22 protein-coding genes are annotated in these 20,170 nt (G+C 36.3%); 7 read left to right on the top strand and 15 right to left on the bottom strand.

From position 1 onward, the window contains the following. The first annotated feature begins 221 nt into the window (after positions 1-221). Together AB3X49_RS07940 and AB3X49_RS07935 are read left to right on the top strand one after the other, a co-directional pair. Positions 222-923, top strand: coding sequence for a response regulator transcription factor (locus AB3X49_RS07940; protein WP_002064182.1), 702 nt, complete (start codon positions 222-224; stop codon positions 921-923). A gap of 9 nt (positions 924-932) precedes the next feature. Continuing rightward, positions 933-2,675 carry an ATP-binding response regulator gene (locus tag AB3X49_RS07935; protein ID WP_367961394.1) on the top strand — a complete coding sequence of 581 codons (1,743 nt, stop codon included), beginning with the start codon at positions 933-935 and terminating at the stop codon, positions 2,673-2,675. A 153-nt stretch (positions 2,676-2,828) separates the two neighbouring features. Here AB3X49_RS07935 and AB3X49_RS07930 read toward each other — a convergent pair whose 3' ends face one another. Next, on the bottom strand, positions 2,829-3,731 hold the full coding sequence (locus AB3X49_RS07930) for an AraC family transcriptional regulator (RefSeq protein ID WP_367961392.1): 903 nt from the start codon (positions 3,729-3,731) through the stop codon (positions 2,829-2,831). Between the two features lie 136 nt (positions 3,732-3,867). On the opposite strand from AB3X49_RS07930, the gene AB3X49_RS07925 reads away from it, so the two are divergent. Both AB3X49_RS07925 and AB3X49_RS07920 read left to right on the top strand, forming a co-directional pair. After that, positions 3,868-4,353, top strand: coding sequence for an RNA polymerase sigma factor (locus AB3X49_RS07925; RefSeq protein ID WP_367961390.1), 486 nt, complete (start codon positions 3,868-3,870; stop codon positions 4,351-4,353). 5 nt (positions 4,354-4,358) lie between these two features. Then, positions 4,359-5,483 (top strand): anti-sigma factor, encoded by a 1,125-nt coding sequence (locus tag AB3X49_RS07920; RefSeq protein ID WP_367961388.1) that lies wholly within the window; start codon positions 4,359-4,361, stop codon positions 5,481-5,483. A gap of 42 nt (positions 5,484-5,525) precedes the next feature. On the opposite strand, the gene AB3X49_RS07915 is transcribed toward AB3X49_RS07920, so the two are convergent. Together AB3X49_RS07915 and AB3X49_RS07910 are read right to left on the bottom strand one after the other, a co-directional pair. Beyond that, the gene (locus tag AB3X49_RS07915) at positions 5,526-6,503 is read right to left on the bottom strand and encodes an HD domain-containing protein (RefSeq protein ID WP_078213618.1); all 978 of its coding nucleotides are present in this window, start codon (positions 6,501-6,503) and stop codon (positions 5,526-5,528) included. A gap of 132 nt (positions 6,504-6,635) precedes the next feature. Beyond that, a complete protein-coding gene (locus AB3X49_RS07910; protein WP_367961386.1) occupies positions 6,636-7,742 on the bottom strand; it encodes a metallophosphoesterase in 1,107 nt (368 codons plus the stop codon). A gap of 34 nt (positions 7,743-7,776) precedes the next feature. On the opposite strand from AB3X49_RS07910, the gene AB3X49_RS07905 reads away from it, so the two are divergent. After that, positions 7,777-7,968 (top strand): hypothetical protein, encoded by a 192-nt coding sequence (locus AB3X49_RS07905; RefSeq protein WP_044741124.1) that lies wholly within the window; start codon positions 7,777-7,779, stop codon positions 7,966-7,968. Between the two features lie 70 nt (positions 7,969-8,038). On the opposite strand, the gene AB3X49_RS07900 is transcribed toward AB3X49_RS07905, so the two are convergent. From AB3X49_RS07900 to AB3X49_RS07855, 10 genes are all read right to left on the bottom strand, one after another. Further along, positions 8,039-9,112: a sulfate/molybdate ABC transporter ATP-binding protein gene (locus tag AB3X49_RS07900; protein WP_002125843.1), complete on the bottom strand. Its 1,074-nt coding sequence runs from the start codon at positions 9,110-9,112 to the stop codon at positions 8,039-8,041. Positions 9,113-9,124: 12 nt separating this feature from the next. Further along, the gene (gene cysW, locus AB3X49_RS07895) at positions 9,125-9,982 is read right to left on the bottom strand and encodes a sulfate ABC transporter permease subunit CysW (protein ID WP_002168927.1); all 858 of its coding nucleotides are present in this window, start codon (positions 9,980-9,982) and stop codon (positions 9,125-9,127) included. A gap of 11 nt (positions 9,983-9,993) precedes the next feature. Continuing rightward, on the bottom strand, positions 9,994-10,821 hold the full coding sequence (gene cysT, locus AB3X49_RS07890; RefSeq protein ID WP_002168928.1) for a sulfate ABC transporter permease subunit CysT: 828 nt from the start codon (positions 10,819-10,821) through the stop codon (positions 9,994-9,996). 21 nt (positions 10,822-10,842) lie between these two features. After that, positions 10,843-11,898, bottom strand: a complete 1,056-nt coding sequence (locus tag AB3X49_RS07885; RefSeq protein ID WP_002011197.1) for a sulfate ABC transporter substrate-binding protein — start codon at positions 11,896-11,898, stop codon at positions 10,843-10,845. 233 nt (positions 11,899-12,131) lie between these two features. Continuing rightward, positions 12,132-13,154 carry an S-layer homology domain-containing protein gene (locus AB3X49_RS07880; RefSeq protein WP_367961383.1) on the bottom strand — a complete coding sequence of 341 codons (1,023 nt, stop codon included), beginning with the start codon at positions 13,152-13,154 and terminating at the stop codon, positions 12,132-12,134. Positions 13,155-13,250: 96 nt separating this feature from the next. Next, complete coding sequence (locus tag AB3X49_RS07875; protein WP_000435463.1) at positions 13,251-13,502, bottom strand: hypothetical protein; 252 nt, start codon at positions 13,500-13,502, stop codon at positions 13,251-13,253. A gap of 184 nt (positions 13,503-13,686) precedes the next feature. Next, entirely contained in the window at positions 13,687-15,219 is a 1,533-nt protein-coding gene (locus AB3X49_RS07870) for a fatty acid--CoA ligase family protein (RefSeq protein WP_078176968.1), read from the bottom strand. Between the two features lie 177 nt (positions 15,220-15,396). Continuing rightward, a complete protein-coding gene (locus AB3X49_RS07865) occupies positions 15,397-15,699 on the bottom strand; it encodes a hypothetical protein (RefSeq protein ID WP_367961396.1) in 303 nt (100 codons plus the stop codon). Between the two features lie 269 nt (positions 15,700-15,968). Then, positions 15,969-16,958, bottom strand: coding sequence for a lipoate--protein ligase (gene lplA / locus AB3X49_RS07860; RefSeq protein WP_000897293.1), 990 nt, complete (start codon positions 16,956-16,958; stop codon positions 15,969-15,971). Positions 16,959-16,967: 9 nt separating this feature from the next. Further along, on the bottom strand, positions 16,968-17,702 hold the full coding sequence (locus AB3X49_RS07855; RefSeq protein ID WP_367961379.1) for an MBL fold metallo-hydrolase: 735 nt from the start codon (positions 17,700-17,702) through the stop codon (positions 16,968-16,970). A 203-nt stretch (positions 17,703-17,905) separates the two neighbouring features. On the opposite strand from AB3X49_RS07855, the gene yhfH reads away from it, so the two are divergent. Then, positions 17,906-18,034 carry a protein YhfH gene (yhfH, locus tag AB3X49_RS07850; RefSeq protein WP_000567010.1) on the top strand — a complete coding sequence of 43 codons (129 nt, stop codon included), beginning with the start codon at positions 17,906-17,908 and terminating at the stop codon, positions 18,032-18,034. Between the two features lie 39 nt (positions 18,035-18,073). On the opposite strand, the gene AB3X49_RS07845 is transcribed toward yhfH, so the two are convergent. Continuing rightward, complete coding sequence (locus tag AB3X49_RS07845) at positions 18,074-19,087, bottom strand: LacI family DNA-binding transcriptional regulator (protein ID WP_002087115.1); 1,014 nt, start codon at positions 19,085-19,087, stop codon at positions 18,074-18,076. 224 nt (positions 19,088-19,311) lie between these two features. Beyond that, complete coding sequence (locus AB3X49_RS07840) at positions 19,312-19,821, bottom strand: GNAT family N-acetyltransferase (protein ID WP_367961375.1); 510 nt, start codon at positions 19,819-19,821, stop codon at positions 19,312-19,314. A 140-nt stretch (positions 19,822-19,961) separates the two neighbouring features. Here AB3X49_RS07840 and AB3X49_RS07835 point away from each other — a divergent pair. Continuing rightward, positions 19,962-20,170, top strand: a 209-nt coding sequence (locus AB3X49_RS07835) for a PH domain-containing protein (RefSeq protein WP_367961372.1), incomplete at its 3' end; no start/stop codon positions are given.

Genomic DNA, 20,170 nt, shown 5'->3' with positions numbered 1-20,170 from the left:
CATTACTGCTTCGTGCTATTAAAATTAATAATGCAAATACAATTAAAAAATATCTAGCTCGCATCGTTTGAAACGGATTCACATTCATCTCCTCCCCATGTTACTTTTATCATATCATTTGAATCTTAATTTTTTGTGAAAGAAAACCTTAAAATTTCCTTAAAAATTCCATAAATTACAAAAAGATGATATGATATTCGAGGAAATTAGGAGGGATTCATATGTATCACGCAAATATTCTACTCATTGATGATGAAACAGCAATTTTACAATTACTAACTACCATTCTTGAAAAAGAAGGTTTTTCTCATATTACAACTGCAACATCTGCGGAAATAGCCTTATCTCTCACCGAGCAAAACAATTACGATTTAATTATTTTAGATGTAATGCTTCCTGGACAATCCGGTTTTGACATTTGTCCAATCATTCGCCAAAAAACGGATTGCCCTATCTTCTTCCTAACAGCAAAAACATCTGATGTAGATAAAATTTCCGGATTTTCATACGGTGCGGATGATTACATTACGAAACCATTTAATCCACTAGAAGTAGTCGCTCGTATGAAAGCTCAACTCCGAAGACATATGAAACAAAACATACAAGAACAAAGAATATACTCCTTTTCTTTTGGGAGATTTGAAATTGATCAACATTCTGCGGAACTAACAGTAGATGGAAACGTTGTCGAATGTTCCGCTCAACTCTTTCAACTACTACTATTCTTTTGTGAGAATCCGAACTACGTATTTTCAAAGGAAGAATTATATGAAAAAGTTTGGGGAGCACCTGCCTATAATGGAGATGATAATACTGTTATGGTTCACATTCGAAAACTACGTGAAAAAATTGAACAAGATCCAAGTAAACCAGAATACATAAAAACAGTTCGTGGACTTGGCTATAAGTTCATTACAAAGTAGGTTAAAGATATGAATTTTAATAAACGACTTATAATCCAGTTTATTTTACAACACGTTTTTGTCTTAGTTACGTTACTTATCGCAGTAATTGCTTCTTTTTCTTATTTAATTTTTCTTCTTAATAGTACTTTATATGAACCTAATATTTCTGATTATGATACCTTTACAATCTCCGAATATATTTCTTCTGAAGACAATAACATTACTTTAAAATCTGAGGTAAAAGATTTAATAACAGAAAAGAGTGATTGGCTTCAAATTGTAGATGAAGATGGAAAGGTCCTTTACAACTTTAATACGCCTAACGATGTTCCGACCTCTTACACAAAGACATCCTTACTTACGTATTTACAGAATAGTAACAACAATATTTATAAATTTAACTATTGGGAAATTAAATTAGAAAAGAAACCAGTGATCGTTATTTACGGTGCCAAACTAAAAAGTAATGCATTACTAAAAACGATACAACAAGGACACCCTTCTTTATCATTAAATGAATTTGCATTAACTGAACAAGAAAAACAATTACTTTCTAAAGAAAAAGCAACACTGCAAATATTTAATAACAATGGCGAAGAAGTTTTTTCCTATCCAACTGGGAAGAAAAAAACATTTTCGGCTATAAAAACGGCTCTTAATGAAAAAGAACCGTGGAATTATAAAGAAAATATATCTAGTTTTTACGATTCAAATAGCGGTCATCTCGTCGTTGTATCCGCCCCAAACGCTCATTATTATCCAGATGATGAATTAGATGATATATTTACCAAGAAACTTCTAATCGGATGCAGCTTAATCCTCCTTATTGTGTTTGCTTATTTAGTCATTCTTTCAATTTGGTATGGAAATAAGTTTGGAAAGCCTTTATTACACACGATGCGCTGGCTTAAAAACATAGCCGGAGGAAAATATGAAGAACCTGTTAGTAAAAAAGGCAAACCTGTTCGATTTCGGCGCTCTGGTAAAGAAAAATGGTCGTTCCGCATATTTAAAGATGTTACAAACTCACTAGAGCACCTTTCTATTACTTTGAAAAAGAACGATGCAATGAGAAAAGTACTGCAACAAACACGTGAAGAGTGGATTACTGGCCTGACGCATGATCTAAAAACACCGCTTAGCTCTATATACGGCTATGCATTATTACTAGAATCGAAGCAATATAATTGGACGGATCAAGACATTCAACAATTTGGCCATGTAATGAAAGAAAAATCTCAATATATGACTACATTAATTGACGACTTAAGCTTAACATATCAATTAAAAAATGATACTCTTCCTGCGCAACACGTAAATGTTGAAATTAATCAGTTCGTCCGAAAAGTACTATTACAATTTATTAATAACCCGACACTACAAAATCAAAACATTGAATTCGTGCCAAGTTCAAGCAAAATCCAATATTTTATTGAAGAAAAATGGTTCCAACGTATTATCGAAAACTTACTCGCAAACGCTGTAAAACATAATAATGAAACGACAAACGTAATCGTAAAACTTTCGCAAAATGCAAATTCATTTAGACTATCTATTTCAGATAATGGAAAAGGTATGGATGATAAAACGAAAGAACTTCTATTCGAGCGATATTACAGAGGAACGAATACAGAAGAAAGCAACATCGGAACTGGACTTGGTCTCGCCATTACAAAACAGCTCGTTCATGCCCATAACGGAACGATTTTCATTGATAGTGAACTTGGAAAAGGAACGACGATTATACTTGTGTTTCCGTTTAGTTCGTAGAAAAAGGTGCTTTTATAAAGCACCTTTCTCTTTTCGGAGCAGCGCGCTAGTAAATGAAGTTATATCGACTTAACTATAAAATACAACAATAGTAGCAACCTATTAATAAAAGAAGACCGTCCAAAAATACCTTTTGAACGGTCTTTCTTTCTATTATTTCTTCTTCACTGGTATCCAAAGCTCAACTTGAGCAAACTCACTCTTATCTGCATGGCAACGCTCATCGTACTGTTCAAACTCTGTAACTCCGCAATGTTCATATCCTGAATGCGGGAACCATTCTGAGAATACTGCATTCCACGTTTGGTGAATAGACGATACCATTTCTTCATGAGGAACTTTCGGCGTTGTAAATACTGCATATGTCGCCGCAGGGAATGTACGTTTTGCAACTGCATTTGGTACATTTTCAAAGTCTGTAACTTCCATTCCAATAATATAAGTGAAGTCCCCTGTTTCTAAATTAAAATCAGTACATAATCCTAGCTCTACCCATTGGCTCGTATCTTTACGATTCGGAATCGTCGTTCCAAGATCTTTTTGTAAATATTCTTGCCAAAATGCTGGAATGTCTTGATGGTTTTTTCCTTCTTTACTTGTCGTCTTCAGCTCATAACCCGCCATTAAAAATTCTGGTTTATTTACAATACGATATTCCATTTGTATGCCCCCTAAATATGGATTTAATTTTCTTTGTTTTACATTCACTCTATAATACATTGGTGTTTCAATTTCTTGTTTTCGATATTCACTTGGTGTCATTTGAAATAATTTTTTAAAGGCTCTCGTGAACGTTTCGTGAGATTGAAAGCCATGCTCAAATGCGATATCAATAACTTTTTCATCCGTATGAGAAAGTTGATAAGCTGCCCGGGCTAACCTCCTCTTTCGAACATACTCCATTACTGTATCGCCTACTAACGCCTGGAATACACGATGAAAATGCGACTCAGAAAAACCTGCAACACGTGCTAAATTACGCAGCGTTTGTTTTTCCATTACATCTTCCTCAATATAATCAATTGACCTTTGAATTTGTGTTTCATAGCTTTCCATCTCTGTTCACCCGCCTTATATGTATTATGATAAAAGAGAATCCTATCCAATTCTTGACGTTTTTTACTATAATTTCGTAAAAATTATAACTTTTTTATATGTATTTCGTTGTTATGTATGAAGGGAGGGAAATGTAGTGAAACAAAGTCAATCATTAGAAGAAATTTACTCCGAGCATATGCAAGATTTATTTCGCTATCTTCTCTCCCTAACCGGAGATTCTCATAGTGCTGAAGATCTCATGCAAGAAACATTTTACCGGATGCTCGTCCATATTGACTATTATAAAGGAGAAGAAATTAGGCCGTGGTTATTTACAATCGCCTACAACGCCTTTATCGATTGGTACCGAAAAGAAAAGAAGTATAAAACAACGCAAATTAAAGAATTCCACTTACCAAACGTGCCAAGTACAGAACACTCTTATTTCGTAAAACATGAGATTGCTAGTTGGTTACAAAGTATATCCTCTCTTCCGCTCGAAAGACGAAATGTGTTACTACTACGAGATTACTACGGATTCTCTTATAAGGAAATAGCAGAAATGACTGGTCTCTCGTTAGCAAAAGTAAAAATTGAATTACACCGAGGAAGAAAAGAAACGAAAAGCATAAAGGAGTGATACAGATGGGTTGTGAAAAATTCAAAAAACTGTGGGAGAAGTACGAAAAAGGAACGCTCACACATGATGAACAAGAGCAGCTAGAGAGTCATATTGAGACTTGCGAAGAGTGTGAAGTGCATTTGGATGAGTTGCTTGCGAAGACCGAACCCGTTAAGAAAAGGTTACCGCCAAAAGATCTTAAAGTTCCTTTTTGGAGGATTAAGTGGAAACATCGGTTACAAACGGTTGGTTTTATACTAGCAATTTGTATCGTTATATATATAATCGGCGGGGTATTATCTGCCTTTTACTTTCAAGCTGATAATGATAAACGGCTAAAAGAAATAAGAGATGTTCCTTCTCTTGCACTTGAAGCAACTATCCCAAATAGCCGCATTATGGGGGGCGGAACAAGTGTAGAAGCTTTCTTTCGAACAAACAGCCAATTTGATTTAGTAAAAACGGTCGGTAAAAAAGAAATGCCACTCGGTACAATAGAAACAAGCAGCTTCTTATCTTCTTTAAATATCACAAATAAATCTTGGGTGAATATGCACTATCAACCGAACATCTACTTTGTTCATCCAAAAATAAAACAAGGTGATTATTTGAAAGAAGCATCTAAAAAGGTTTGGGATACACTTGCAAAAGTACATGAGGGAACCGTTGCAGAAGTAGCAATTTCTTTTGACAAAGCTTACACTTTAAAAGAATTAGAACCACTTTTATATAGCGTATTTGAAGCACAAGAACTCCCTCCAACTCCTGTATGGTACGCTTTAGACACAGGACAAGAAAGAATAAACGAAGAAGATTTCATACTATCTGGAAGCGACTTTATAGGCTTTCCAGAACATATAAGATTCCTTGATGATGAAACAGAAAAACAGAAAACGCAAGAAGACAAAGTAATTGAAATGATGCGTATTCTTTCTACACATAAAAAAACTGTAAGTACAGTTGCTATGCTTCCTGAAAGCGAACTAAACTTAGATAAACGCTATCAGTATGTAAAAGATAACGGCGTCAAAGTATACGGAATTGTCATTACTGGGCCGTCGAAAGAGTTATTAAAATTACAAAATTCCCCTCACATACGTTATGCTACTCTTGGAGATATTGAGGTTTGGAATTGGTTTGATCATTAATGAGAAAAAGGTAGAGCATCCCTATTGGATGCTCTACCTTTTTTACTCAGAAATCACTTTCACATACATCCCTCTTACTGCTTTTTCATAAGCGATATCGCTCATCTGTCTTATGTTTTCTGACACAATAGACGATTGAACAACTTCCCCTTCATGAAGTAACGGAGGATCAATAAGACGTACTTTATTTTTCTGATATAGATCATAATCATTTCTATCTTCTTCTACTTTTACATTCGGATGAACTTTGCTTAATAAAGCACGTACTTCTGTATCTTTACATAGCTGCAATTTCTCTATAAGCTTATCATCTTCGAGAAGAAAATCATCTACATGAATAACCTTTTTATGAAGAGCTAATTTTAACGTTTTAGCTAACATATCGTTTCCATAAATATTCATTGGTTTCATAAAGAAATCGATTACTTCTTTGTAATACGTCTTCGTAAACCATTCAGCAATCTCGATATTTTGAAGAACCATTTTCCCATTTACTGCGATTAAATCATCTAAAAATTCTTGAGCCTCTTCTAAAGAAATGTATCCATATGTATACATATCTCTCAATGTATAATCCACTCGGTCTGCACATAATTCTGGTGCGGATCTTTCAAGTAACGTCCACTTCGAATCATCTAATAAAATATCTTCATAGTTATAACCATGTTTTGAAAGAATCGCCGGGATTTCCGACTTTTTAACGACAGCACTAAATATTTCTTCATGATAACTTTCATTTTCGTTATCAAAAACATAATCAATCACATGAGAAAAAGCAGTATGCGATACGTCATGCAGTAAACCTGCAATTTGCTCCTCTACTGAACCACCAAGCTTTTTAATTAACAACATAGCACCAACTGAATGATCAAAGCGCGTTACATTCCATTTCTCGTTCATTAAGTAACTTGCTCCGGCCTGATGAATCCCTTTCAGCCTTTGCACATGTTTACTTAAAATTAATTCTTCTAACACTTTATCTACTTTAAACTCACCGTATATGACATCTGATATGATCACTTAAAATCCCCCTTTTCAAGCAGAGTCTTCTTATAGTATCTCTTTTTTCAGAGAGTAAATAAAGAACTTCAATCGAATATTTTGTACCTTTAAATAAAAAATAGAGAGCACTCCGCTCTCTATTTCACAATCCTATTCAAATGTAACTTCAACCTGCACAATCTCAGATCTACTTCCAAGTCTAAGCGGTGGTCCCCAGAATCCAAATCCAGAAGAAACAATTGCGTGGAATGCACCTTTTTGTGCGTATCCCCAGTCTAGTTCGTACATTCTTCTCGTGACAATATGATTCGGTGCCATTTGTCCGCGGTGCGTGTGACCGGATAATAGTAAATCAACGCCAGCCTCCGCTGCTTGTTTTAACTCGAATGGTTGATGATCCATTGCGATAACTGGCATAGATTTATCTACCGTACTCATTAGACTTTCAAAACTTTGGCGATCTCGCTCTGTTTTATCTCTTCTTCCAACGAGATAAAAATGATCTTCAATTGTAATCACTTCATCTAACAAAATACGAATATCAATCTTATCCATCTCTTGTAAAAATTCAGGAACCGCTCTTCCATAATACTCGTGGTTTCCTAACACACCATATACGCCTAATGGAGCTTTCATCTGTTTCATGATTGGTCCCATATTTTTCTGAATGAACACACCTGGATGATCGTCGATAATATCACCAGGCAGTAAAATAATATCGGGTTTCATTTCATTTACATGACGAACCAATCTCTTTAAATGAGCAACTCCAGACAGTTTACCGAAATGCATATCAGAGGCCATCGCAATGCGTAAACTTTTACGCCCTTCTACTTTTTTCGGTATGTGCACTTCGTACTTTCTTACTACTGGACTATATGCGTTGAATACTCCATATGCAAAGATAAAGATGAATACGAGTAAAACGACCGTTCCTGTCCAAATAATTGCCGTCTCTTTCTCCATTGAAAACTGTAGAAGGAAAACTGTAATATCGGCTAACGGCAATAACATAAGCGCGTATTGTATAACCGCAAACCAAATTGAACCGACCGTTCGCAGGAAAGGAAGGAATTTAAATACTTGTACGAGAATATACGCATATGAAATGAAGCCAACTACGAAAGCGTAATATCCCCAAGATTCCCAGCCGAATACCGCATGAAGCCAAACCCATCCGTTCCAGCCGATGTAAAACATGAGTAGTGTGTATACAATTAAAATAGTGAATATATTGAGATAACGAAAACTTTTCACAGCCAGCCTCCTTATTGATTTCTTCTATTATAACTTGTTATGCACGTTTAACGTAAATATTAAGCACATCAATCTTCACAATAAAAACATTGATAAACACATCGTTTTAAAGTTTTTAGGAACGGCTGTAATGGGCATTTTAGAATCTTACGTGTTGGATGAAATTGACATTGATGTTGCGTTTATTGCGACGCAGGTTGGGGAATTGATGAGGCGGAATATATAAAAATCAGACATTCACGTAAACAAAGAAAAGCCGCACCTATAAATACTCATATAGGTGTGGCTTTTCACTATTAAATAACAAAATCCTCCGGAATAAACACTTTCACTTCTCTCGGATGTACGTATACAAACTCACCTGTTTGAATGCCTAGCTGTCTAAACTGTTCTTTACTAATTTCTGCTTCTAGATACTCATCTGTTCCGTCGCGCTTCAATTCTACATATACGACAGGGCCAACTGCGTGAGAGTATGTTACTTTCGCAGGGATGGCATCTATACTTTGTTTCGTACGATCGATTGATAGGTGGTGTGGTCTTACATATCCCACTCCGTCTACGTTTGAAACGTGCTTATGCTCTGGTGCTTCTAGCTCCACTGATCCTACATTTAGCTTACCTTTATGAACGCGGCCGTGAAATAAATTCACGTTTCCTAAAAAGTCGTATACGAACGGACTTGCCGGTTTTTCATACACTTCTTCCGGCGTTCCCATTTGTTCAATGCGCCCTTCATTCATTACAACGATGCGGTCCGCAACGTCTAGCGCTTCTTCTTGGTCATGCGTTACGAATACGCTCGTAATTTGAAATTCGTCATGTAGTTTCCGGAGCCATCTTCGCAATTCTTTCCGTACTTTCGCATCAAGTGCACCGAACGGTTCATCTAACAATAAAATTTTCGGTTCGACTGCAAGCGCCCGGGCTAGTGCGATACGTTGGCGTTGTCCGCCAGATAATTGCGCTGGATAACGTTTTGCGAAACCATCCATTTTTACTAGTTTCAATAGTTCTGTTACTTTTTCTTTTATTACTTCAGCTGAAGGTCGTAAGTTTTTCTTTCTTACTTTTAAACCGAAAGCGACATTTTCAAATACATTCATATGTTTAAAAAGTGCATAGTGCTGGAAGACGAAACCGACTTGCCGGTTTTTCACGTGAATATCAGTTAAATCTTCCCCATCAAAAGAAATCGAACCTCCATCCGCTTCTTCTAGGCCTGCAATAATTCGTAATAACGTCGTTTTCCCAGAACCTGATGGGCCTAATAAGGCAACAAGTTCTCCTTTTGGAATATCCAAATGAATGTCTGTCAGCGCTTGAAATGTACCATATTGTTTTGATACATTTTGAATTTGAATACTCACCGCACTCACTCCTTATTGTCGTTTTTCCATTCTCCATTCAATCCAGTTTTTTATAACGAGCGTAAAAACTGCGATGAGTGACATTAAAGTCGCCACAGCGAACGCTGCTGAAAATTGATATTCATTGTACAAAATTTCAATGTGAAGCGGCATCGTATTTGTCATGCCGCGCACGTGACCAGATACAACGGAAACGGCGCCGAATTCACCAATGGCCCGGGCATTACATAAAATCATGCCGTATAATAGACCCCATTTTATATTTGGCAATGTGACGTGCCAAAACATTTTCCAGCCGCTTGCGCCAAGTGATAGCGCCGCTTCTTCTTCACTTTTCCCTTGCGCCTGCATAACTGGGATTAATTCACGCGCAACGAATGGAAACGTAACAAATATCGTCGCAATGATAATGCCAGGAACAGAGAAGATGAGCTTTATCCCGTGTTCCATTAACCATCCGCCAAGAGCAGCACGAGGTGTGAAAAGTAAAACGAATACTAATCCTGCGATAACTGGTGATACAGCAAACGGCAGTTCAATAAGAGATAATAATACTTGCTTTCCTTTAAACTGAAACTTCGTAATAAGCCAAGCTGCTGCTATTCCGAATATCGTATTCAGCGGTACAACAATTAATGCAACGAGAAGTGTTAACCTGATTGCCAAAAATGCTTCTTGATCTGTTACAGCGGCAATATATACATCAATTCCTCGTTCGAACGCTTTCATAAAAATTGTCACGAGCGGCAGTAATAGAAAGAGAGATAAAAATAAAATTGTTATCGTAATGAATAGAATTGGTACAAATTTAGATTCTTTTTTAACTGATACGCTTTTTACTATTTTCTTTTCTAATAATGTTGGTTCCATTTTCTCCCCTCCTATTCACTTTTCAGTTCATGCCTTCTGCTCCAAGTTTGAATCATATTAATAAATAGTAGGAAAAGGAGAGAAATAATAAGCATCACAGCCGCTACAGCTGTTGCGCCTGCATAATCATATTGTTCTAGTTTCGTCATAATCATAAGCGGTGCAATTTCTGTTTTCATCGGCATATTACCTGCAATGAACACGACAGATCCATATTCCCCTAACGCCCGAGCAAAGGCGAGTGAAAAACCAGCAAGTAGAGCCGGGAATATTTCTGGCAAAATAATTTTCACAAATATTTGAAAGCGTGATGCCCCTAAACTAGAAGCTGCTTCTTCTACTTCTTTATCAATACTTTGCAGCACTGGTTGCACCATTCGAACGACAAATGGTAAGCCAATAAACGTAAGCGCCACAATAATGCCGAGCTGGGTAAAAGCTACTTTTATATGAAACACACTAAATATTTTTCCAATAAAGCCATTTTCCGCATAAAGCGTCGTAAGTGTAATACCAGCTACAGCAGTCGGAAGAGCGAATGGTAAATCGATTAGTCCGTCTAATAACCGCTTCCCTGGAAATGTGTAGCGAACGAGTACCCAAGCAATTAATAAACCAAAAATGGCATTTACGATTGCCGCTGCAAGTGAAGTTGTGAAACTTACTTGATAGGAATGCAACACACGCTCACTCGTTATAACTTGTGCGAACTTCTTCCAGCCTAGCTGCGAAGTTTGAATAAATACGATAGAAAGTGGTATAAGTACGAATAAGCTCATATACAGCATTGTAAATCCAAGAGATAATCCAAACCCTGGTAAGACACGCTTCTTCCTCATATAACGTCACCTCATCCCCCCTTATTTTTTATACATTTGATCGAATACGCCGCCATCATTAAAATGCTTTTCTTGTGCTTTTTTCCATCCTCCAAATAGTTCATCAACTGTAAATAATTGAACTTTCGGAAATTGTGATGCGTACTTTTCTGCTACTTTTTCATTACGAGGGCGATAAAAGTTTTTCGCCGCAATTTCTTGCCCTTTTTCTGAATACAAATATTCAAGATATCCTTCTGCTACTTTTTTCGTTCCCTTTTTATCAACGACTTTGTCTACAACTGCTACTGGCGGCTCGGCAAGTATACTAATCGAAGGTGTTACAATTTCGAATTTATCTTTTCCAAGTTCTTTTTGTGATAATAACGCTTCATTTTCCCAAGCGATTAACACATCACCAATTCCTTTTTCAACGAAAGTTGTTGTTGCCCCGCGTGCTCCTGAATCTAGTACTTCCACGTTTTTATAAATTTGACCGACAAACTCTTTCGCTTTATCTTCACTATTGTTATATTTCTTCAGTGCATATCCCCACGCCCCTAAATAGTTCCACCGTGCTCCCCCAGATGTTTTCGGGTTTGGTGTAATGACAGACACACCTTTTTTCGTTAAATCATCCCAATCTTTAATTCCTTTCGGGTTTCCTTTTCTCACAAGAAATACAATCGTTGATGTATACGGAGTAGAATTATCCGCAAGTCGCTTCTGCCAATCTTCTGCTAGTTGTTTCTTCTTACTAATCGCGTCAATATCATAAGCGAGCGCTAGTGTTACAACGTCTGCTTCTAAGCCGTCAATAACGGAGCGTGCCTGACTTCCAGATCCCCCGTGTGATTGCTTTACATTTACTGTTTGACCATGCTTCTCTTTCCAATACTTCGCAAAGTCTTTATTGAAATCTTGATATAACTCACGCGTTGGATCATATGAAACATTTAAAAGTTCGACTGTCTTCTTATCTGCACTTCCTTCAGAATTGTTAGTGGATGTTGCCGAACCACACCCTGACAAAAGGACAAATGCTGATAATAAAACACCTGTACTTTTCATTAATGCTGTCTTACTCCACTGTTTCATATATAAAGCCCCCTTAGTTTGTACAATAGAAAAAGGCACACAATCTATTCACAAAAGTGAACGTTGTGCGCCTTCAGTTTCTCTGATGAGCTTCTATTGTATTCTGTTTGATTTCTTTCCATTTTAATTCCGTAATTCACATGTGTCAACTTGGAATTCAGAATTATTATATAAGAAACTTCATACAAGCTAAAAATCAGCGGGAATGGAATCCCACTGATTTTAGTTTCGATTTATTTCTTTAACTTATCTGTCTTCGCAATAAATTGAGCTGCTTCTGCGCGGCTTACCGATTTATCTGGAGCCCATCCATTATCTGTTCCAACTGAAATATTTTCTTGGATTAAAATGTTCGCATACTTCGTACCCCAATGATCTTTTAAGTCAGCAAATTCTTTTGGTAGTTTAATATTTTCATTTCTTTCTAATTTATATGCATTCACAAGCATAGAAGCCATTGATGCACGGTTAATTAGCCCGCTCGGATTAAAGTTACCCTTATCATCACCTTTTACAATGCCAGCTTTTTCAACTGCTGCGATGTATGGTGTAGCCCAATGATTTTGCGCGTCAGAGAATGATGGCTTCGCATCTTTATTAATTTCTAATCCTAAAACAGTAGCTAATATTTTTGCTGCTGAACCACGATCGATATTTTCAGCTGGTGCAAAGGTACCATCTGGCTTACCGTGTACTGCCTCTTTGTCTACTAAATATTGAACTGACTCTTGTGCCCAAGTCGGTACATCTGAGAACTTAGATTTCTTTTCAATTGCACTCGCATCGATTTCAAACTGCACTTGATATTTATGATCATATTTAATTGCTGGAATTAATATATGCATTTGCATATTATATTTTTTCGAGAACTCATCGATTTCAAATTGAACAACTTTCGTACCATTATTTGTTTTATCTTCAGAAATCACTTTTACATCATGGAATGTCCCTAATTTATTAGTATCTTCTACTTTAAGATACTGGAAATAGCTACTATCTTGAACTGTTAACGTAACGATTTTTTTGTCACCTTGAATTGTTACTTTTGTATTTTTTAAATATGTAGAAGCAACAGATGTTTCATTCGTTTGATCTTTATACGTTTTTAAAATAACGTCATATGTACCATCTGCAAGTTTACTAGCTGCCTTCATCTCAATCACATCTGCTTTTGCAATTGGCGCATTGAAACCACTTAGTGGAACTGCTAAAGTTGCTGCTATAACGAATGCATTAATATATTTTTTCTTAATCATTATCAACATGACATCTCCCTTTATATAAATATACCCAACATAACTATCATATTGATAATGATTATCAATATCAAATAAAAGATTAAACAAATACTCCTATTTATTACACAAATATGCTTTCCGATCATTTTTAAACAATAAATAATGAGCAGTATGCACTTTCCTCTCTAAATAATCTAATGAATACGTACCCGATGGATCCACTAAATCCCCAATCGCCCCTGAAAGGTGATCAATTACCTTTTGCAATGTTTCTAAGTTCTTCTTTTCACTCTCCATATTCATTTCATCCATAATGTCACAAATAAGATATTGTACTTTCCGTAAGCGTAATTCCTTCTGCTCCACGTATATCTCCTCCTTATTAGCAATATTACGTTTTAAATATATGGGCTTATAGCTTAACCAATTCTAAAAAATAACGTGAAACTTTAATCAGTAGGAATTTTGTCCATCCAAACTAATCCAGCTTTTTGGGACAAAAAGATATCCATCTCTAAATATGTAGTCATAGAGATGGATATCTGTATTTTTACACTTGCAATGCCTTCTCTCTCAGAGCTCTTCGTAACAACTTACCAGTTGTATTCTTCGGCAATTCTGTTAAAAACTCAATGCTCATTGGCACTTTATATTTCGCTAAATGTAACGTGCAGTAATGCATAAGCTCTTCTTCTGTTACGCTTGTTTGCTTCAGAACGACGTAAGCTCGCACTGCTTCTCCTAAGTTTTCATCAGGAACACCGATTACGACAACTTCAGCTACCGAATCATGAGTATATAATACTTCCTCTACTTCACGAGGATATACGTTATAACCGCCAACTAAAACAATATCTTTTTTGCGATCGACGATATAGAAGTAACCTTCTTCATCCATTTTCGCTAAGTCTCCTGTATATAGCCAGCCATCTTTAATTGTCGCCGCAGTATCTTCTGGCGCATTATAGTAACCCTTCATAACGTTAGGTCCGCGAACAATTAATTCCCCAACTGCGCCTACAGGTACTTCTTCCCCAAGTTCGTTCACAATTTTATTTTCTACGTGCCAAATATTCGTGCCAATAGATCCTGGTTTACGAGGACGGTCTAACGGGTTAAAACAAGTAACTGGTGATGCTTCTGATAAACCGTATCCTTCTGAAACGATAACGTCAAAACGTTTTTCAAAGTTTTGCAGAAGGGCAACAGGCATTGACGCACCACCTGAAATACAAAGGCGAAGCGTCTTCACATCTTCTGCGCTTGCTTCTTCGAATAAATATAAATAATTGTACATTGTCGGTACACCAGCAAAAATCGTTGGTTCGTACGTGCGACAAATACGGAATACTTCTTTCGGACTAAATTTCGGTAACATTAAAATAGTCGCCCCGTTCACAATCGGCGCATTGACCGCCACTGTTAAGCAAAATACATGGAACATCGGCAGTGCCGCAACGACGCGATCGTCCGCAGTATATTGTAAATACGACGCCACATCGCTTGCATTACTATATAAATTTTTATGTGTTAACATAGCGCCTTTTGGCTTTCCAGTTGTACCTGAAGTGTATAAAATAACAGCTACATCTTCTTCATCTAGTTCAGGACCTTCGTAAGTTACATCTCCAGTTCCTACAAAACTAGTAAACGTTTTCATTTTTTCAGTTTCTGTATGGTTAAAATCTGATGAGGTTTCGCATATGATGATATTTTCAAGTGAAGGAAGTCTTGTTGTAAGAGATTGTATAACAGGTAGAAGGACGTCGAGTACGATGATTGTTTTTACATCTCCATTTTGTAATATGTAATGTATTTCGTCTGCTGTATAAATTGGATTAATCGGAATGACAGTTGCTCCGGCTTTCATCGTTCCGTATAAACCTACTAAAAAATGTGGTGAATTGCCTACAGCTAATGCGACATTGTCCCCTTTTCCAATGCCCATTTTTGCTAAATTACTAGAAAACCTAGTGACCACTTTGTTTAATTGGTCATAAGAGACCGACTGATCCATAAATATGTACGCCGGTTTATCCCCCTTCTTTTTTGCCGTTTCAGCCAAAGATTGAACGAGATTCACACAAACCCCACCTTTATAAAATTTAGAATATTTAAAAATTCTAAATTAATTATATTAAAAGAAAATTAAAGTAGCAAGTGATATTCCATTAATCGAATATACATAAACCACTTTCTTCCAGAATACTTTAGTAAGATACGAGAATTATATGTGAAAGAAACAGGTACAAACATATAGTTAAACTGTAGCTAAAATCATTGTAGGATAATATGCACTCATCTTTCCCCTAAGTTTTTCACCTTCCTCTTTATTTAAAGCCGTATACTCTCCATACAAATTGAGAGCGTCCGCTCCATTTTCATGCAAGTAGACTGTAACATATAGTGTCGGTAATCCTTTATTGTCTTCATCTATCGACAAGACAACATCTGGCGTTTTACCAACGCTACTAAACGTTTCATTTCTTTTCCATTTCTTATTTTGAAACATAGTTTGTATATCATTTATTTTTTGTTTGTTATTTGTATGTGTATAATATATGACATTATCCTACGCTGGCTTTCCAATAGACAAAGTCGTACGGTTTGAAGAAGTTTCATCGTTACAAGCTGTCATTCCAATAACGAAGCTGATCAATAATATAAAGTGTATTATCCTTTTCATTTCGATCATCCTCCTTTAATTATATATACTTCCTTTATAATAAAAGAATGTCCTGCTAGTAGATGTTTTTAGGAACGCTTTTAACGGTAAATGAATTCATAATAAAAAAAGCCATCCCAAAAGATATTTCGGGATGGCTTCTTCTTTTAGAAGAATAAATGCAAGAAATCTTCTGTTGTAATATTACCGAAGTAGCGTGCGATATCTACGCCTTCTAAAGCTACAGTGAATGCATCTTTATCAAATTGTACGCCTGTTAGACGCTCTTCAATGTCATGGACATCTAGTGATCCGAAGAAGTCACCGTAAATTTTACATTCTGTTACTGTTCCTTTTTTCACTTCAAGACGAACGTCAACTTGTCCAACTGGGAAGCGGTGTGAATGTTGTAAGTTGAACTTCGGAGATTTTCCGTAATTCCAATCCCAATTTTGGTAGCGCTCTTCAGAAAGTTTATGGATTTCTTTCCAATCATTTTCTGTTAATTCGTACGTTGGAATTTCTGTTTCTCCTTCGAAAATTGTTTCTAGAAGAAGTTGTCTAAACTCTTCTGTCGTCATTTTTTCGTTTAAGAACTCTGTAATATTCGCAACGCGGCTACGGATTGATTTAATTCCTTTTGATTGAATTTTATCCATTTTCACTTTTAGTGCTGATACAACGTGATCGATTTCAGAGTCAAATAGTAACGTGCCGTGACTGAACATACGACCTTTCGTTGAGAACTGCGCGTTACCTGAAATTTTTCTACCTTCAGCTAAAATATCGTTACGACCACTTAGTTCTGCATTTACGCCTAATTTACCAAGCGCTTTCGTTACAGGCTCTGTGAATTTTTTGAAGTTGCTGAAACTATCTCCATCATCTTTCGTAATAAAGCTGAAGTTTAAGTTTCCTAAATCATGATATACTGCGCCTCCGCCTGATAGACGACGAACAACATGAATACCTTGTTCTTTTACGTAATCTGCATTAATTTCTTCTACTGTGTTTTGGTTTTTACCAATGATAATCGAAGGTTTGTTAATGTAGAACAGTAAATATGTTTCGTTAATATCTAAATTCTTCACACAATATTCTTCAATTGCTAAGTTTATTCTAGGATCTGTAATCCCTTTATTATCAATAAATAACATCGTATCACCTCATGAGTTCCAAATGTAACCACTATGCGCTAGCGTAATATGGCCACTGAAAATTTGTTTTGCTTCTGTTACTAAATCAGATGGGTTGCCTGTATGCGGTAAGTGCGTTAATAAAAGTTCTTTTACATTTGCATCTTTCGCAATACTTGCTACTTCTGTACTATTCATATGCCCTGCTTTTGCAGCCTCTTGATGTGCATACATATTACACTCACAAATGAAAAGATCAGCATCTTTTGTGAATGGAATAAATTCAGGAATATAACTGGAATCAGCGCTATATACTACGACATCATCGCCAGCTGTAATACGCATCGCAAAGCATGTAACAGGATGAACAGTTTTTAAGAATGAAATGGAGAACGGTCCAACTTGAAGTGTTTCTTCTGGGTTGTACGCGATTCCTTTCGTATGTGGTTCATGTGTTAAAGAATGGAATCCATTCTCATCAAACGTATGACCGTATATTGGTAATTCCGGTATTTGTCCCTTCGCCCCGCTCATAATTAATCTCGCATATTGCAATACCCCAATGTCTGCAACATGATCGTGATGATAGTGCGACAGTACAACTGCATCTATATGAGATGGTGTTATATATTTTTGAAGCTGTGCTAGTACACCACTGCCACAGTCTACAAGTAAACGAAAACCATCGTGTTCAAACAAATACCCCGACGTTGCTTCTCCCGCTTCTGGAAAGCCGCCCCAAAAGCCGACAACAGTCATCTTCATATGTATCCATCCTTTCTAAAACCGCGTAGGAATGCCGTTTTTCTCCGTACTTGAGAAAGTTTTTTACTTACATCCTACATTGTTAACTATAATCCATTTCCTAAACTTTTTCATTAATTTTCACTTTTGTTATAAAACAGTTGTTGACTTTTGTTTTTTGTACTAATACAATGATAGTAAGAAATGGAAATGGAGGGATTGACATGATCGATCAACCAATGGAGTTTTTCCGAAATTTACCGACGAAAACTTGTGCTCATTGCGGGAAGGAAATTGATGAGCAGCACGAAGCATACCATAACAAATGTGACGATTGCGTTCACGAAGAATAGTAGTTTGTAAACATAAAAAAACCTAGCAGACATAGTCTACTAGGCTAATAACATCGTATCCTTCATCGTTGAACCTTTCACCAAGAGCTCCAGTTCAAACTCATACAATTCTTTTTGTCGATAATTTTTCGTATGGATTTTATCCATCATTAAGTCGACAACTTTTCGGGCCATCTCGTCGATTGGTTGTTCAATTGTCGTAATACCTGGCTCTGTAATCTGCGCTAAAATTTGATTATCAAAACCGATCACAGCGAGATCTTCTGGAATACTCCAACCATGGCGTTTCGCCTCTGAGATAATTCCAGCTGCAACCTCGTCGCCTCCTGCCAAAATCGCGGTAGGATTTTTTTTGTCCTTTAATACTTCATTGAATATTCGTTTTCCATCATCCCAAGAGAAAGCGTTTTCAAGAAAATCGATCGCTTCCACTTCTCTACTCTTTTCAGTAATAGCGCGTAAAAAGCCCATTTTTCGCTGTTGGCTCACTACTTTCGTTTCGTTGCCACGGCAAAAAATCAGATTACGATATCCTTGTTCTAATACATGATTGGCAGCTATGTATGCACCCTGTGCATGATCGAACTTCACTGTTGGAACATTTGCTTCCTCAATATATTCATTACATAACACGATTGGACCGTGTTGCAAGTATGGCTCCACATTCTCCCATGGATTTTCTAGTGAACATAGAATAATCCCATCTACTTGTTTCGTAGATAATAATTGTAAATACTCCATCTCTTTTTCCGGTAAATATCTTGTTTGACAAATAATCAGTTTATATTTATGTTCAGAAGCAGCAATCTCGATTGCTTCAATAAATCTACTAAAAAAAGGATTTGTAATCCTTGGAACAAGCACCGCAATTGTTTCTGTTTTTTGTTTACGAAGCCTTCTCGCCGCAGAATTAGGAACGAAGCCTAAATGCTTCATTGCTAATTGAACCCTTTTCTTCTTCTCATCTGAAACATATGGATGATTATTGATCACCCTAGAAACCGTTGTCCTTGATAACCCCGCTAATTTCGCCACGTCCTCGATAGTCGACACGAAATTTCCCCCTTTGCATGAAAACGTTTTCTTATCCTGATTATATAGTATATTATTGGAAACTGCAATATAGGTTCTTATGATTTTACTATATTAATATTATACATAGGGAAAAGTCTGTTAATGGCAGGGAATTACACACTACTTTTAGAATTTCACAATATGCATATGAAAAAAGATGTACATACCATAACGCATATACACCTTCTTAATTAATAAGAATTCTATTCAATATAAAAACCCATCAATACGTCGTCTCCATATGATCCATCTTCATATTTAATTCGCTTTCTTTGCCTTCCTTCTTCTACAAAGCCAGTTCGTTTATACACTTTAATTGCCCTATCATTAATAGAAACTACACCTAAGCAAATTTTCTCTAAACCTTTCTTCCCTTTAGCCCAACTAATAAGAAATTCAATTAGTTTCATACCAATGCCTTGATTACAATACGCCTCCCTAATCCCCATTCCCATTGTGCCTGCATGTCGTAACCGTTCTAGTTCATATCGTTTGAAAACCAGAAAGCCAACCACCTTACTATCTACCTCGTAAACTATATAAAGGTTGCCTTTTTCACTACTTGTCTGTATCTTTTCTCTTTCTGAATCAATATCATTTGGTAATTTATTTGGAGATGATATAAAAAACTTTGTAGTAGTTTCTGATAATATAATTTCTTTTCTAATATCCATAATTGATTCCGCATCAACCTCTTTTGCTAATCGTATCACCGAATCACCTCGTACCTTTTTCTTTTAAAAATAATATTGGAACTATCAAACTAAGAATCTCTAAAACGCTCAATATGCAACATTACATATTGAGAATCTTTTCACTTTTGATACAATATCCTTACATCTATATAAAAGGAATGTATAAAATGAATCCAATTTTAACAGCTGCAAAACAACTATTACATAAAGACGAAGTTATTATATCTACTTTAAATTGTTCACTTACTGGCTATATTATTACGCATAAAGTTCCGTATCCGGGCATGCTACTTGCTACTAATAGAAGACTTCTCTTTTTTAGCCAATATAAAAATACATTAATTGCCGAATTTGAGTATGAAAAAAT

This window comes from Bacillus sp. C30 (assembly GCF_040838255.1).
GTDB lineage: Bacteria > Bacillota > Bacilli > Bacillales > Bacillaceae_G > Bacillus_A > Bacillus_A mycoides.
This window is presented reverse-complemented; position numbering and strand designations above follow the sequence as displayed.

What these genes read in the sequence shown, in the direction of transcription:
- AB3X49_RS07940 (WP_002064182.1), top strand. Translation starts at nt 222, where the DNA reads ATGTATCACGCAAATATTCTACTCATTGATGATGAAACAGCAATTTTA.
- AB3X49_RS07935 (WP_367961394.1), top strand. Translation starts at nt 933, where the DNA reads ATGAATTTTAATAAACGACTTATAATCCAGTTTATTTTACAACACGTT.
- AB3X49_RS07930 (WP_367961392.1), bottom strand. Translation starts at nt 3,731, where the DNA reads ATGGAAAGCTATGAAACACAAATTCAAAGGTCAATTGATTATATTGAG.
- AB3X49_RS07920 (WP_367961388.1), top strand. Translation starts at nt 4,359, where the DNA reads ATGGGTTGTGAAAAATTCAAAAAACTGTGGGAGAAGTACGAAAAAGGA.
- cysW (WP_002168927.1), bottom strand. Translation starts at nt 9,982, where the DNA reads ATGGAACCAACATTATTAGAAAAGAAAATAGTAAAAAGCGTATCAGTT.
- cysT (WP_002168928.1), bottom strand. Translation starts at nt 10,821, where the DNA reads ATGAGGAAGAAGCGTGTCTTACCAGGGTTTGGATTATCTCTTGGATTT.
- AB3X49_RS07885 (WP_002011197.1), bottom strand. Translation starts at nt 11,898, where the DNA reads ATGAAACAGTGGAGTAAGACAGCATTAATGAAAAGTACAGGTGTTTTA.
- AB3X49_RS07880 (WP_367961383.1), bottom strand. Translation starts at nt 13,154, where the DNA reads ATGATTAAGAAAAAATATATTAATGCATTCGTTATAGCAGCAACTTTA.
- lplA (WP_000897293.1), bottom strand. Translation starts at nt 16,958, where the DNA reads ATGTTATTTATTGATAATAAAGGGATTACAGATCCTAGAATAAACTTA.
- AB3X49_RS07855 (WP_367961379.1), bottom strand. Translation starts at nt 17,702, where the DNA reads ATGAAGATGACTGTTGTCGGCTTTTGGGGCGGCTTTCCAGAAGCGGGA.
- yhfH (WP_000567010.1), top strand. Translation starts at nt 17,906, where the DNA reads ATGATCGATCAACCAATGGAGTTTTTCCGAAATTTACCGACGAAAACT.